Below are 14,827 nucleotides of genomic sequence, written 5' to 3'. Positions count from 1 at the left end.
AAATGGGGGTAGGCGCATAAGCAGGACTACCCCCAAGTCTTTGTCTTCAATTATTTAGCGTTTTTCATTTCGACTTCCCACTCTTTTTGCATCTTCTGCATAACTTCTTCAGGAGTTTCCTTGCCTGCCGGCTTCAGAAACTGAACAGGCGTCGGGCTGCCCGTGTAATCGCCGGCTCCTTGCGGCGCTTGCCAGATAACATCCATGGCCAGCTTCAAACCGCTTGCAAGCGGAGCAACTTCCTGCATAAACGAATTCGTGAATTTGACATTTGGCTGAGTAGGCAAGAAACCAACTGTATTAATAAATTCGTTATAGATATCCGGTTGAGAGATAAATTCGAGATACTTTAATGCGGCTTCTTTATTGGCCGATTTTGCAGCGACTAATAGAGACATGTCATATTTACCGAAGAAATTTTTATTATTCTCCGCTTTATCGCTGGCAGGCATCGGGAAGTATCCAAATTTCAGATTCGGATTCGCTTTCTCGATGGCGCCCGAATTCCAGATCCCATCAGGCATCATAGCCGCTTTACCGGTTGCAAACCGTCCGACGACCGAAGCATAATCGATGCCCATAAAGTCTTTCTCGGTGTTGTCCAACATTTGTTGATATTTGGTGAATACTTCCGAGAATACCGGATCGGTAAACTTAGCTTCCCCAGACCATAACTTCTTGTCCAATTGCTCGACATTAGGCTCAATAGCCTGAATGAATCCGTTAGCCACCATTCCGAGCGGCCATACATCTTTGCCGGCAAGGGTAAACGGAGCAACTCCGCTGTCTTTCAGCTTCTTAGAGACGTCCATCATCTCCGGCCAAGTCGTCGGTACCTTCAAACCGTTTTTCTCAAACAATTCCTTGTTGTAAAATACGCCTGTGTAAGTAACGGTCCCAATATCAATGCCCCAAACTTTATCCTTATAAGTGGTTGCATTCTTTAGCGCTTCCGGGAAATAATTATTCAAATACGGTTTGCCCGTCAAATCCTCAATCAAACCGGCATCGATGTATTGCTGCAGCGGAGGAACGGCTGCGCCTTTATGCCAATCTTTTTTCGGGTTGATCGCGAAACTCGTAATGATATCCGCATCATTGGCATTTAAGCGGGTTTGCAGTAATGTCTGATAGGCAGCGTCCGGTTTGGATGTATCTAAAGTGATCGTAATATTCGGATATTTCGCATGAAACTTTTCGTTGACTTTCGTCAAAGCCGCAATGTTTGTCGGCTGTTCCCACGTAGCCAGTTTCAACGTGATCGGTTTTTCCCCTTTTCCTTCAGAGGTGGAACTTTGATTTGATTTACTGTCAGTTGTTGCCGTATTACCACCGCAAGCTGTGAAAACAAGTGCCATAGAACAGGTAGTCAATACTGTTAATCCTTTTTTACCAAGCAGACGCATGGAAATCCCCCTAAATAAGTGAGTAGTAAGTAACCGGTACCGTTGTTACATCTTTATTATAGATTTGAAAGAACAGGCCTTAAATAACAAATCGACAGCATCGATAACAAAAAAACAACATCCGACTATTTTCTAACAAAAACGGAGAGAGCCTCCGGATTGGCAATGAACAAGCATTTGCGCAACCTTCCGACTCTCTCGCGTTTCTTTCGAAGTTAAGGGGCAATCGTACCATCGTTGGCTAAGAAAATGTCGTCGATATATACGCTCAAGTTACCGGCATTGCCTCCGGCAATATCGCCAAGCTCGAAGCTTACCCGTCCTTTGTCCGTAGTATCCTTGTCATCAACAAAAGTAAACGTATAGGTCTGATCGGCCGTGCCCAAATCAATAATTTTACTGCCATAGCCATGCCATTCGTAGTTGTGTGCAGCATCAGACCAACCGATACTAATGTTCATCTTGCGCGGTATTGTCGAATGCGCCTTGAACGTCAGCGTGTATTGGTTGCCTTTCTTATAGCCGATTCCCTCGTAGTAAACCTGGCGATGCCATGATTCTGTTCCGGCAGTACCGACATCTACCTTAAGTGCCCCATTGTCATTCGAGATGGCAAGCTGACCGCTATCTTGCGAGAATGTTGTCCAGCCCGGTATACCGGAGGAGAAATCGCCATTCGGGATCAAATTCGCTTTTTGAGACATAATCTGTACCAGAGAAACATTGTCCAGGTAAACGGAATGAGAGACAGAAATATCGCCGAGCTTGCCTAAACTGAACTGAAACACAGAATCCGGATCATCGGCTGTCATTGTGAATACTTTCTCGAAATGCCGTTTATAGGTGGCCAGACTAACGGTTTGTTCCATATAATTCGTATACGGCGCTCCGTTAAGCTGCGCCACTCCCTTAATATCCCGCGGAACTGAGGCTGAAGCGTCGAAGCTTAAGCGATATGTTTTTCCGTTCATAAGCGCTTTGTTAACGGCTTGTTTGACCTGGACATCCCAATCGTTCGCGCCCGGTCCGCCGATGTTCACGCTTAATTCCCCGTTGGCCGCGGACATTGTGGAAGCTTGCACGCCCGGGTCTGCAGAATTTTTCAGCAGTGTCCATCCATTTGTATCCTTACTGCCGAAATCCCCGTTTTGGATCATTTCCCGGGATAAGTCGATCCATACGGTGTCATAATCCTGCCCGGTCAAACGCAAGTAATAGGTTCCTGCTTGCAGATCAAACGGTTCGATATAAATCGTTTTATACGCTTGTCCGCCTTCAGCATGGCCAACGGCAACCGTAGCTGTTTTCACTGCTTGCAGGGACTCGTCCAGAACCGTAAAATTCAATACGGAGTCGTCTTTGGCGCTTGAGACCCTCACCGAAGGCACGTAACGTCCTGGCTGCGCGATGCTGATTTTGTAATCCGCATAATTGCCCGGGGACATCCCTGTAACTTCTTTGCCGCCCTCCCCGCTTGCAATCAACGTTGTCCCTTGCATTTCCCAATACTGGTCTGCCGGGATATGAGCATAATCATTCACTGTAGAAGGATTGTTACGTTTAATCAAACGTACATTATCCAATACAAATGTTCCCTTGTCGCCGCCTAACAGAAATTTCAAGGTAGAATCAGCGTTTGTATCATTGACTGTAAAATGCTTGGTATAAGTAGTTATGGTATTCGTCAGATTCACGGCCGGCTCGCCCGTGAAGGTTACACCGCCGCTCGCTCCCGTATCGAGTCCGATCCCAATCGAACGGTTGTGATCTGCCTTAGCATCAAACGTTAACGTATACGCAGCTCCTTTGGACAGCACAAGTCCCGCTTGCGACAGTACTACACTATCCGGAGAAGTGCCGCCATTTGCCGTAATGACCGATAGCTTGCGATCCATCATGTAGGTTGAAGCCACAATATCGTTGCTGACTGAAGCCGCTGCACTTGCTCCCGAAGAGTTTGCAAGATTCCAGAACGCCATTCTGCCCATGCCTTGATCGAATCCGCCGTTAAATATCAGATTGCCGTCGTTAAGAGGCTTCCTTTCCTCTTGCGGTTCCGGTATCCACGGAATCTCGACCACCTTTACGTTTGTAAAATAAACGCTCGCTGTAGATGTCTTGCCGAGATTGAATTCAAAACGGGCGTTATTATCGGTCTTACCCTTCATATTGAAGGAGTAACGGTAGGTATCCCATTGATCGGTGAGCTGTTTGGTAACCTCCCCCGAATAAGCCGTCCAACTTCCCTGATATTGCGTCAGCTTGGACATGACCGAACGAGGCGCATCGGCCTTGGCGTCAAACGTCACCTCATATGCTTTCCCTTTTTCCAGCATGAGAGGCATTTGCGTAAGTTGAATCGAATAAAGCTGGTCGCCTGCATTCGTGACTTCGACTTTTGCTGCTTTCCCCTTTACAGGATCTTCGACGATACTGACATTTCCGTCTCCATTGACGTTCTTAAGCAGCTGCCACATAAGCGGAACGCCGCTTTTATCAGTACCCCCATCGAATTTATTGTTCCAAATTTGATTTCCGTCCGGCATAGGAGCGCGCTGAGGCGTATGGTTGCCGGAGGAATCAGGACGCTTGCCGGTCACGTCGGGCAATTTGTCCAAATCATTGTATTTATAAACGCGGACGTAATCGACATACATTTTATCAGATGCAAAATCGTCCTTCGGATTTCCCGGCATATCGCCGCCGACGGCCAGATTCAAAATCATATAAAAAGGCCGGTCAAACGGCGCAGGATACGTATAATATTCCGGCTGCCCGTCCCCTTTCGTACCCCAATCGTTCGTTTCAAAATACTTATGACCATCGACAAAGTAACTTATTTCCCCAGGCAGCCATTCCAATGAAAACACATGATAATCGTCGGCAAATGTCTGTCCTTGCGGCAGCAAGTAGTGGTCCGCTTGCTGCGCATGCGGAATATCGTAGTGAATGGTGCCCTGGACCCTCCGCGGGTACACATCCGCATTAGCGGGATCGGTCGCAACCGGCCCTGTAAGCTCCATGATGTCCATTTCGCCGGAGCCTGGCCATGGTCCATATTGATTATGTTCGTCCGTAGGCATCATCCAGATGGCTGGCCACATGCCTTGCTGAACAGGCAATTTGGCGCGCACTTCGAACTTTCCATACGTCCAATCGCCTTTCATTTGAGAGGTCAGCTTGCCCGACGTGTAGTTGCGACCTGAATGAGATTCTTTTTTTGCCTCTAGTACAAGTACGTTTTTGTCGCCGTCTTTCCCGATACTTACGTTGTTAGGACTGTAATATTCCAACTCATTATTGTAAACTGTGCCTGTGTCCTGAACGTTCCATTTACTCGTATCGACCGTACTGCCGCTAAATTCGTCGTTCCATACTAATTGCCAAGGATCGTTTTGCGAAGAATTGCCAGAGCTGGATGAGCTGGATGTGCCGGATGCGCCAGATGACGAACCGAGCATCGCTCCAGGGTTTTCGGGCAATTTAAGATCATCGCCCTTGCTCACCGGTTGACCGTTAACCGTAACGCCGTCAGCACCTACTTTCAGATCCTCAATCGTACCTTTGTTCACGATCTTGGAGCCGCGCGCCGCTTCCCCGATTCGCACTTCCTTCACCTTGGAACCTGAAGCCAATTCCACAATAGCTGGATGATTGACCTCGATGATGTTAGCCGAAGAGCTGTCGTTTAAAGCCACCCTGACGAGGTTATTCTTCTTGCTCAGTACCATTCGGGACAGCTGTGACTTATTAAAAATGACGGAATGCGTTCCGCCCCCCTTAATAACGGTGTCGCCGGCAACCGTAATGCCGCTGAATGCAGCCTCTCCTTCGCCTACTCCTTCCGTAACATAAAGATTGCCGCCAATTTTCACATCCTGCAGCGTCGTTCCGGGCCTATTGACAATTGCATTCCCGCCAATTTCCCCCGTCTTGGCATCGCCAAAATCCGGGCTCATCCAGCCAATTATGCGACCCAGCAGTTCTACGGTTTCAGCACGTGTAACGGCACGTTTGGGCTGCAAATTTTGCCCGTCATCCCCTGCCAGATATCCCGCCGAGATTAGACTGGCCATTGCTGATTTTGCATAATCATCAATTTTCGCAGCATCGTGGAACCGGGATGTCGAATCATTGGCATGGCTGCCGATTTGAAAAGCCCGAGCTAGCAAAAGTGCGGCATCTTGACGCAAAATTCGCTCATTCGGAAGAAATCTCCCATCCGGGTACCCTTCGATTAATCCGGCCTGTGCAGCTTTGGATACGGAATCCATATACCAATCGGAAGGTTTAACATCCGTAAACGATGACGGTCCATTACCCTCATACCGGAACACACGGTTAAGGAATGTGACGAATTCAGCGCGTGTTACCGGCTCATCCGGATGAAACTCCTGATTGTCGTAACCGGTTACAACACCTGCCTTTGCAAATTTCGCAACAGCAAGATTCGCCCAGTGGCCATTCATGTCCACGAAGCTAACATCCGCAGACGATGGCTTTGCTTCTGCAGAAGCGGCCAAAGCCGGCGCTGTCGGCGAGAAGAAAGGGACAACAAGACTGATGCTTAAAAGTGTAGAGTATACTTTCCGATACACGTTGACTCCTCCTAATAACGATAGTTGGTAAAACTGGCTGCGGCGGACTGTTTCCATTATAGGCTTGCCCCTTGATGCCAGAAATACCAAATCATTAATCTGAATAACAAATATTCAATGTGGAGCCGCAAAATATCATGGAAAAGACATGAAGACGAATTCTTCTGTCTCAGCGTGAATTTTTCAACAAATTCCGAAAGGTATTCATTTACAAAATATATCAAATATGGTATTATTCATTTGTATGCGCTTACAATAATGACTGCACACTGCTTTGCTTCGTGAGCGAGGGTGCTGCAAGCCGGGAGGGGGGATGCTACTCAGCGTTGAAAGGGGTTTCAATTCGGCATCAAGGAGGATCGCTGCTGAGCGAGTAACAGAACAGAGTGAATCAGGGTTCACTCCAAGCTGGCAAAGCCAACAAAATTCACAAATCCAAGGAGGAGAAGATGAAATGAAGAAAGGTTTAACTCGTATTTTAAGTCTGGCATTGGCCACTGCGCTGCTGGTGCCGACGATGTCCACTGCCGCGTCCCAGACACAGGAGCAGAGCAGCTCTGCAGTCGCGGCTGCAAACGGCCCCGTTATCCCGGCTCCGAAGGGGTATGATGCTTACCGCAATAATATTCCGCACGGGAACGTTCAGCAGATTAGCTATTATTCCAAAACAGTAGGCAAGTCGCGGAACGCAATGGTGTATACGCCTCCGGGCTATACGCCTTCGAAAACCTATAACGTCCTCTACTTGCTGCACGGTATTGGCGGGGATCAGTATGAATGGCTCAATAATATGAATCCGCGGAATATTCTCGACAACCTGTACTCCGAGAACAAACTGGAGCCGATGATTGTGGTATTCCCGAACGGCCGCGCCATGTGGGATGATCGTCCGGTAGGCGATATTTATGCTCCGGACAAGGTAGCCGCCTTTGAAAAGTTTGAGTTCGATCTGATCAATGACCTCGTTCCTTACATCGACTCTAATTTTCCGGTGTACAAGGATAAGCAGCATCGCGCGCTCGCCGGCTTGTCGATGGGCGGCGGACAAACGCTGAACTTCGGGTTGACCCATCTGGACAAGTTCTCTTGGATCGGCGCGTTCTCGTCCGCTCCGAATACGAAGTCGGCATCGCAGCTCATCTCCAACCCGTCTCAGGTCGCCAGCCAACTGAAACTGCTGTGGCTGTCCGTCGGCGCTTCGGACGGTCTGCTGTGGGTCAGCCAAAATTTCCATAATAGCTTGAACGGCATGAACATCCCGCACATGTGGTATCTGGATGTGGGCGGACACGAAGGGAAAGTCTGGAGCAGCGGGCTGTACCAATTCTCGCAGCGCATCTTTAAGTAAATAATAATGAAAGCTGGACGAAAAAACGCGATGTTCTCCGTCCAGCTTTTTTTTGAGCATCTGCTGACCTGCAATTGGCCGCTTTTAAACTTTGCAGATCCGCTTATTTCCTCAAGCCTTCCCGATATTCCAGCGGTGTAAAGCCGAATGACTTTTTGAAAAATCGGGTAAATGAATGAGGAGTTTCATACCCTATCCGAACACCCACCTCGGCTATTTTTATCTCGTCCTGTTTCAGCAATTCTTTCGCTTTTTCTATTCTAACTTCATCTATGTACTCAGATAGATTGATTCCGCTTTCCTGTTTAAAAAGCCGCGACAAATAAGATGGATTGAAATGAATGACATTGGCTAAACGCGCAAGCGACAAGTCCTCGCCGATATGTTCATCAATGTACAAACGGACCTTTTCGATCGCTGCAGCCGCCCTGCTGCGTTCTCCGCTCAATCGAAGATCGAACAAAGACTCCGCAATCTTTTTCAAATAAACGAAACTGTCCTGCCAGGATGCATGCATTTCTCTCTGCATAAGACTGCTTGCTTCAACCTTGTCATGCAGCTCCCAACGATTGATGTAGGATAACAAAAGCAGTGCTATCGTGTAATAGAGCTCCAAGACAAAGGTGCCCCCGATTCTGCCCTCAACGAAAGCCGTTTCGGTCAACTCTTGCAGCAGTAGCAGAAACCCCTCTCTGCTGCCTCCTTCGAGATGAATCGCCAACGCTTCCTCCTTTTCCCTCAAAGATCGCGAAGAAGCCGCAGTCTCGATCGTTTCCATGTAAATGGTTTGTATCATCTGGGCGCCGTCGCCTGCTCTCCTGTGCTGTTGGTTTCTGATTCGTTCATACGCCATGGAAAGCTGCTTCCATTCACACGGTTCAGCACAGAGCGTAATGGCAAAAGTGAGTCCCAGCGAATCCATACAGGCTTGCTGCAGAAGCTCAAATTGGCCTTCTAAAAACCTGACCGTGCGGACATAGGCTTCGCCCGGCTCTATTCGCTTGCCGCGTTCCGGCTGGATAAGCCATACGAGGTCGCCGTATCGGTCAATGATTCCAAGACTGTCGGTTCGCTCCGCAAGGAAGGTTTCAGCCAAAAATTTAACGGCTAATGCAGCCTCCTGGCTTTCGGCAAACGACTGGTGCAGGTTCGTACGCTGCAGGTCACCAAGCACCACGAGCACCGGGAGGTAGGGATCGAGGACAATGCCCAATTTGCGGAAATCAACCCCCAGCTCCTCCGCAGCTCTCGCCCCCTGAAGCAGATACCTGAAATAATTGCCTTGGGCAAGCGTTTCAAGCATGGTTAGCTTCTCGCTTGACTGCTTGATCAGATCATGGAACTTCAGACTGTTCTCCAATTCCTTAATGGCATCGGTTACCGCCTTGATGATCTTGTCATATCCTTCGCTTTTAAGGAGATAGCTCACCCCCGATGTTTGGATCGCCTGGTATATATAATCAAAGTCATTATATCCGGTCAAAAAAATGATTTTGCAATGCGGCCATTGACTCCGTATGTTTTTCATGAGCTCCAGGCCATCCATGCCGGGCATCCGAATATCGGATAACACAATATCCACTCTCGTTCTATTCATCAAATCCAGCGCTTCTTCTCCGGCATAAGCTTTGTACATATCAAGCCCAAGATTCAATTGCTTAAGTACCTCAAATAGTCCTTCCGTAATAATTTCTTCATCATCGACGATAAGCAATCTAATCATGAGCTTCATCCCTTCTAAAGGAAAAACAAATGATGACTCTCAGTCCCCCGAGCTCGCTTCTGCTCACCCGCAAACCATACGCATCACCAAACGTAATCTTTACACGGCGGTGAATATTCACAAGACCTGTCGTCTCCGTATGTTCATTATCGTCAGCCAAAGAATTTGCAATGCGTTCTAACGCATGGTCCGACAAGCTTTGGCCGTTATCTTCGACTTTGATGCGGATTTCCCTTTCTTCCACTTCGAACCGGATGACAATCAATCCGCTATGCCTCATTCGTTCCAAACTATGTTCGAATGCGTTTTCAATGATAGGCTGGATAATCAACCGGGGAACCGGCACCTGTTCGGCTTCCCGCGGGAGCGAGTCGAATTGCACCCGAATGCGCCGTGAAAAGCGAAGCTCCTGGATCTCCGTGTACATTCTGGCATGGTGAATTTCTTGTTTCAACGATACTTCATCCGAAGCATTACGGGTCACAAATTGGAAGTACTCCCCAAGCTGAGTCGTGAACTGCTCGATTCGCTCGACGTCGCCCGTCTTTGCCATCGTATTCAGGATAAAAAAGCTGTTGTATAGGAAATGCGGATTAATTTGAGATTGAAGTTGTTTCAGTTCGGCACGCTGAGTCATAATTTTTTGTTTGTAGACCTGATCTATCAGCGAACGCAGATTCGCGATCATTTGGTTGAATCGGCCGTACAAATATCCGAACTCGTCCTTGGATTCATGTGCGATAACAAACTGAAGATCGCCGCTTTCCACGCGCCGAAAGCTCTTAACAAGCGATAGCAGCGGTTTATGTATAAATTTATAGGTGGAGAACGCATACACGGCAATAATCACAATGGCAACGAAAATAAACAGCCATGCCCATGCATAGAACTTACCCAGCGGCTTCTTGATGATTTGTTCAGGAATGAATCGGATGATGGACATATTCAGATAATCGGAACTTGCAAACGCAGTGTAATAACGGCTGCCTAACATATTATAGGTTCCCTTTTGAGCAAATGTCGATATGTCGATTTGGGAAACGAGAGCATCCATATCTTGTTGCAATTGATTTTCAGAAACGCTTACAAGGATGTTCCCGGTTTTCTTGGAGAACAGCAGTGTGCCGCTGCCGGCGTATGTATTGAGTTGACTTAGCGCCTCCCGAAGCTTCGCGGTGTCAAGTTCGATTTCGATAATAAATAGGGGATGATCCCCTTTGGTGGCGCTCTGTTTGGCTGCGCTTAAGTATAAGCTCCCTTTCCACTCGATGACCTGGTTGTTCCTGACGTCAAATTTCGAGCGATTCTCGTAGTAGGATAGCGGGTCCAAATCCCGAGTCCCATTTGCGGATGAAACGGATTTTGAAATCGGAAAGATGTCAGCACTCACATTTTTGATGTACATACTGCTGTTTTGAATGGCATTAAGCCGTTTCCACAACGTGTTGATTTTTTCCGTGCGCTTGAAGGCGTCCATGGAATTCCAGGTTAGCGTCAATTCATTGAGGTCCTCGTCTTCCAGGATACTGAACTGCTGCAATTTCATTCGTTCCAGCTCGTTCTCAAGATCGGTCAAATAGAAAGTAATCTGGGAGACAGCAGTCTTTGAGATGTCTTCGCTTGCCGTCTGTACAATCCAGTGATACAAATAGACGCCAAGCGAAAGAATTGGCAGCATGATCAGTAAAAATGTAGCGAGCAGCCGCAGGAAAATCGTATTTCTCAGAGAGAACGGTTGACGGTTGAGCAAGGAGAGGGAACCTCCAAACGTTTTCCTTCATTATAACTTGAAACCATGTTTGCATAAAGATTGCAAATCGCCCTCCGGGATACCTTTCGGCTGTCACCCCTTCACGCTTCCCAAAACAATCCCTTTTACAAAGTACTTTTGCAGAAATGGGTACGCCATAATAATCGGAAGTGAACCCAGGAAAATTTGCGAGGATTTCAGCGTCCTGTCCGATATCAGAGCCAAATTCAACGCTTCGTCGCGGGACATATTCGATAAATTTTGTTGAATAACAATCGTCTGGATGTAGCTTTGCAGCGGGTAATGGTTCGGGTCCCCCATCAGCAGCAGGCCGTCAAACCAACTGTTCCAATGCTCCACCATCGAAAACAAGGCGAGTGTTGCGAGCGCGGGCATGGATATCGGCACATAAATTTTCCATAGCGTTATCCAGTGGCCTGCTCCGTCAATGGTAGCAGCCTCCGCAAGCTCTTTGGGCACTTCGCGAAAAAAATTAAGCAGCAGCACGATACTGAATACAGGAACCGCGCCCGGCAGAACAAGCGCCCAGATCGTGTCAAGCAGATTGTACTGCTTGATTGTCGTATACCAAGGGATCAAGCCTCCGTAAAAAAGCATGGGAATAAAGAAGATCCATGCATAGATGTTGCGAAAACGAAACGAGCCCGATTCTTTGGCTAAAGGGTAAGCGACCAGTATAGTTAATAATAGGTTTAACGGCGTTCCGATCGCAATACGTTCCAACGAAACCAGCATGGATTGCCAGAATGCTTCCCGGCTCGCCGTATATGCATAGGAAGCCAAGGTGAAATCAACCGGCCACAGCTTCACATAGCCTGCCGACGCCGCAGTGCTTGAGCTGAACGAAACGGCGATAATATGGATTAACGGAAGCACACATATTAAGGATATCAAAATGAGAAAGGAAGTGTTCACAACAGAAAACCAATCGATACGCTTGCGGGATACCCTGATCCCCTCATCCGAAACAAGTTTAGCTGATAGATGTGCCACAGGTTTCCCTCCTTCTAGAAAATTCTATAATTCGCAAATCGATAGGCGGCAAAGTACGAGCCGGATATCAGTATGAGCGATACGACCGATTTGAAAAGTCCGACAGCAGTTGCCACGCCGTATTGAGCATCTAACAAACCGATCCGATAAACAAACGTATCCAGAATATCGCCGCTTTGATATACTTGAGGACTATACAAATTGAATACTTGATCAAACCCCGCATTGAACAGTTGTCCCAGGCTTAGAACGGATAAGAGAACGATGACCATGCGCATGCCGGGAAGGGTGATATGCCATATTTTGTTCCAGCGATTGGCGCCGTCTATGGTTGCAGATTCATAGAGTCCCGGATCGATGCCGATAATGGCCGCCAAATAAACGATTGTCCCGTACCCAAAATTCTTCCATACATCGGAAAATATCAGAGTAAACGGAAACCAATGATTGTCCCCAAGAAAAAATATTTTTTTCATGCCTAGAGCGCCCAACACCCCGTTCACGATACCGTTTGACGGAGACAGGATATCGATCAGGATCCCGCTAAGAACGACCCAGGAGAGAAAATAGGGCAAATAAATCGTTGTCTGAACGCTTCTTTTTATTGCTTCATTCTTCAATTCATTGAGAAGAACAGCGCAGACAATCGGTACGATCAGTCCGAGAATAAGCTTAAGACCCGAAATAAAGAGGGTATTCCAAAGAACCTGTTTAAAACTCGGCAAATTCCATACGTACCTGAAATTGTCCAACCCAACCCACCGCTGATCGCCAAAGAGGCCCTTCGCCGGGATAAACTTTTGAAAGGCAATGATAATCCCGCCCATGGGGACATATGAGAATAAGACAATAAGCAGCAATCCCGGCAATATCATCAGATGCAGGGGAAGCTCATTTAACCGTTTCCTTGTTATCATATCCATCCTCCGTCATATGAAGCAAAATAAGCAGAGGAAGGAAGGCACTTCCAACCCCTGCCTGTTACTACTTCTTCTTTGAAGCATACCAATCGTTTACTTCTTTTGTTATTTGTTCTCCGCCCAGCTTGGTCCAATCTTGCACGAACTTATCGAATTCATCAACGGATGCGCCCATAATGATTTTCGTATACGTCTCATTCTGCAACTTTTCCAGAGTAGATTTGCGCTCCACCATAGTAGGAGTAGGCGCGCCAACGAACTTATCCATGAGGAACTGGTCGTTTTTATCGTACTGGTCAACAACTCCCTCGGAACCTTCCGGACCGTAAATTCGCTCCCAGCCCCACAGCGCAAACCCGTCCTTAGACCCTGAATTATAAGCATCTAATTTCCCCTGTATCGTTTTGGGCTCCCCCTTCAACGTCGAGAAGTCGCCGGCTTTACGGGCTGCGTCAATGGCTCTAAACGCCTCCACGTTTTTCTTTAGCGGCGAAGGCGTCACAGGGGATAACTGCCATACGCTTTCCGCTTCAGGCGGTGCATAATATTTGTCAAACTCCCCTGTCTTGCCAAAGTTCTTCTCCAGATGAAGATTGAACATTTTGATAACCGCTTCAGGATGCTTAACTCCCTTTTTAACTGCAAAAAACCTTGTCGTACTGAATTTTAAAGGCACTTTAGGCGTTTCGCCGGATTCCGAAACAATTGGAAATGCACGCCACTGCGCATTCGGGTCATTGTTCCGGTTCAACTGAAGCGGCCAGATGGAATTCCATTGTTCGCCATATTCCATTCCGATCTTTCCGGCAGTGATCTGCTCGGATACCTTGCCCCCGTCTTTAATGCCGAATTCCTGATCCAGTTCCCCGTTCTTAAACATACTCTGCAAATCTTGAAGCGCTTTCTTTACTTCGGGCTGAATACCGCCAAAAACTAATTTGCCGGAAGCGTCTGTCTTCCACAAATTCGGATAAGCTTTATAGCCGGCCATAAACCCTTCCAACCCCATGGCCCCTCCCCACAAATCTTTGGTCAAGCCAAGGCCGTATGTATCCTTTTTACCGTTGCCGTCCGGATCCTTTTCTGCGAATGCTTTGGAAATCGCCCGCACATCAGCCAGCGTTTTTGGAGGCTGAAGTTCCAGCTTCTTTAACCAATCCGTACGAATCCAGATAAACATGGCGCGTTCGATCGAAGATTCAACCTGCGGGACCGCCATCAGTTTGCCGTCAATCGTAGCGGCGTCGAACGGACTTGAACCCTCCTGTGACGAGACCTCTTTGAGTAACGGAGAGGCGTATTTCTGATATAAGGCCGTCATATCTTCAATCTGGCCGGAGTCGGCCAATTGCTTCAATTGAGTCGCATTCACTGCAATAACGTCAGGCAAATCGCCTGAAGCCAGAGTTACATTCAATTTCTGCAAATATTGCTCTGAAGTATCGCTTCCTTTGACAATCCATTTATTTTTGATTTTGATGCCCAGTTGATCGTTGTATAAGCGGGTCCAGCGGTTGTCTTCGAACGTTTCGCCCTTCAGCACGCCCAGCACGTTGTTTTCTACAACGTCGTTGAGATTCCGGATGAAAGACACTTCAATCGGCGGATCGTATTTCCCTAACGGATCTTCATTTGCTCCCTTCGCCTCATTCCCCGCTGCACTCCCCGACTCAACGTTAGAACCCTTGCCCTGCCCAGTACCTGTTGAATTGTTCTGCCCGCTACACGCGGTTAATAAAGCGGCAATCGATATGATGGATACTAGCAATGCCTTCGATTTGTGTTTTTTCGCTTCCATGTCCTTCCCCCGTTCATCGAATTTATTTATTGTGACCTCTACACAATGACGTTGTGTATGCATTTATTATAGGATTGGACCAGCAGGCAAACAATGTACATCTCTTTACTTTGCTTACCCATCGTTGACAAAATGAAAGCGTTATCCTTTTTCGAAATCCTTAAGACAAAAAACACAGTTCATTCACATATGCGAATGGACTGTGCTTCCGTCTTAAAGCGTATTTGATTAAAGTACTGTCGCGGCGACTCGCAGAATCGCACCATCCAT

The 14,827-nt window shown here is 47.5% G+C and carries 8 protein-coding genes; 1 reads left to right on the top strand and 7 read right to left on the bottom strand.

Annotated features, from left to right (window positions below; all coding sequences use genetic code 11):
• Nucleotides 1-50 precede the first annotated feature (50 nt).
• Complete coding sequence (locus AC3G2T_RS00505; RefSeq protein WP_488434144.1) at nt 51-1,406, bottom strand: ABC transporter substrate-binding protein; 1,356 nt, start codon at nt 1,404-1,406, stop codon at nt 51-53.
• A gap of 215 nt (nt 1,407-1,621) precedes the next feature.
• Entirely contained in the window at nt 1,622-6,004 is a 4,383-nt protein-coding gene (locus AC3G2T_RS00500) for a carbohydrate binding domain-containing protein (protein WP_488434143.1), read from the bottom strand.
• 454 nt (nt 6,005-6,458) lie between these two features.
• Here AC3G2T_RS00500 and AC3G2T_RS00495 point away from each other — a divergent pair, with 454 nt between their 5' ends.
• Nucleotides 6,459-7,352, top strand: a complete 894-nt coding sequence (locus AC3G2T_RS00495; RefSeq protein ID WP_488434142.1) for an alpha/beta hydrolase — start codon at nt 6,459-6,461, stop codon at nt 7,350-7,352.
• A gap of 103 nt (nt 7,353-7,455) precedes the next feature.
• On the opposite strand, the gene AC3G2T_RS00490 is transcribed toward AC3G2T_RS00495, so the two are convergent.
• The 5 genes from AC3G2T_RS00490 to AC3G2T_RS00470 form a co-directional block, all read right to left on the bottom strand.
• Complete coding sequence (locus AC3G2T_RS00490) at nt 7,456-9,075, bottom strand: response regulator transcription factor (protein WP_488434141.1); 1,620 nt, start codon at nt 9,073-9,075, stop codon at nt 7,456-7,458.
• On the bottom strand, nt 9,068-10,825 hold the full coding sequence (locus tag AC3G2T_RS00485) for a sensor histidine kinase (RefSeq protein ID WP_488434140.1): 1,758 nt from the start codon (nt 10,823-10,825) through the stop codon (nt 9,068-9,070). Before AC3G2T_RS00485 ends, AC3G2T_RS00490 begins: the two co-directional genes overlap by 8 nt.
• 93 nt (nt 10,826-10,918) lie before the next feature.
• On the bottom strand, nt 10,919-11,839 hold the full coding sequence (locus AC3G2T_RS00480) for a carbohydrate ABC transporter permease (RefSeq protein ID WP_488434139.1): 921 nt from the start codon (nt 11,837-11,839) through the stop codon (nt 10,919-10,921).
• 14 nt (nt 11,840-11,853) lie between these two features.
• Complete coding sequence (locus AC3G2T_RS00475; protein ID WP_488434138.1) at nt 11,854-12,756, bottom strand: ABC transporter permease; 903 nt, start codon at nt 12,754-12,756, stop codon at nt 11,854-11,856.
• A gap of 67 nt (nt 12,757-12,823) precedes the next feature.
• On the bottom strand, nt 12,824-14,557 hold the full coding sequence (locus AC3G2T_RS00470; protein ID WP_488434137.1) for an extracellular solute-binding protein: 1,734 nt from the start codon (nt 14,555-14,557) through the stop codon (nt 12,824-12,826).
• Nucleotides 14,558-14,827 lie beyond the last annotated feature (270 nt).

The sequence above is a fragment of the Paenibacillus sp. sgz302191 genome (genome assembly GCF_057749925.1).
The sequence above is the reverse complement of the archived record's forward strand: the minus strand, read 5'-3'. Positions and strand labels throughout refer to the sequence as shown.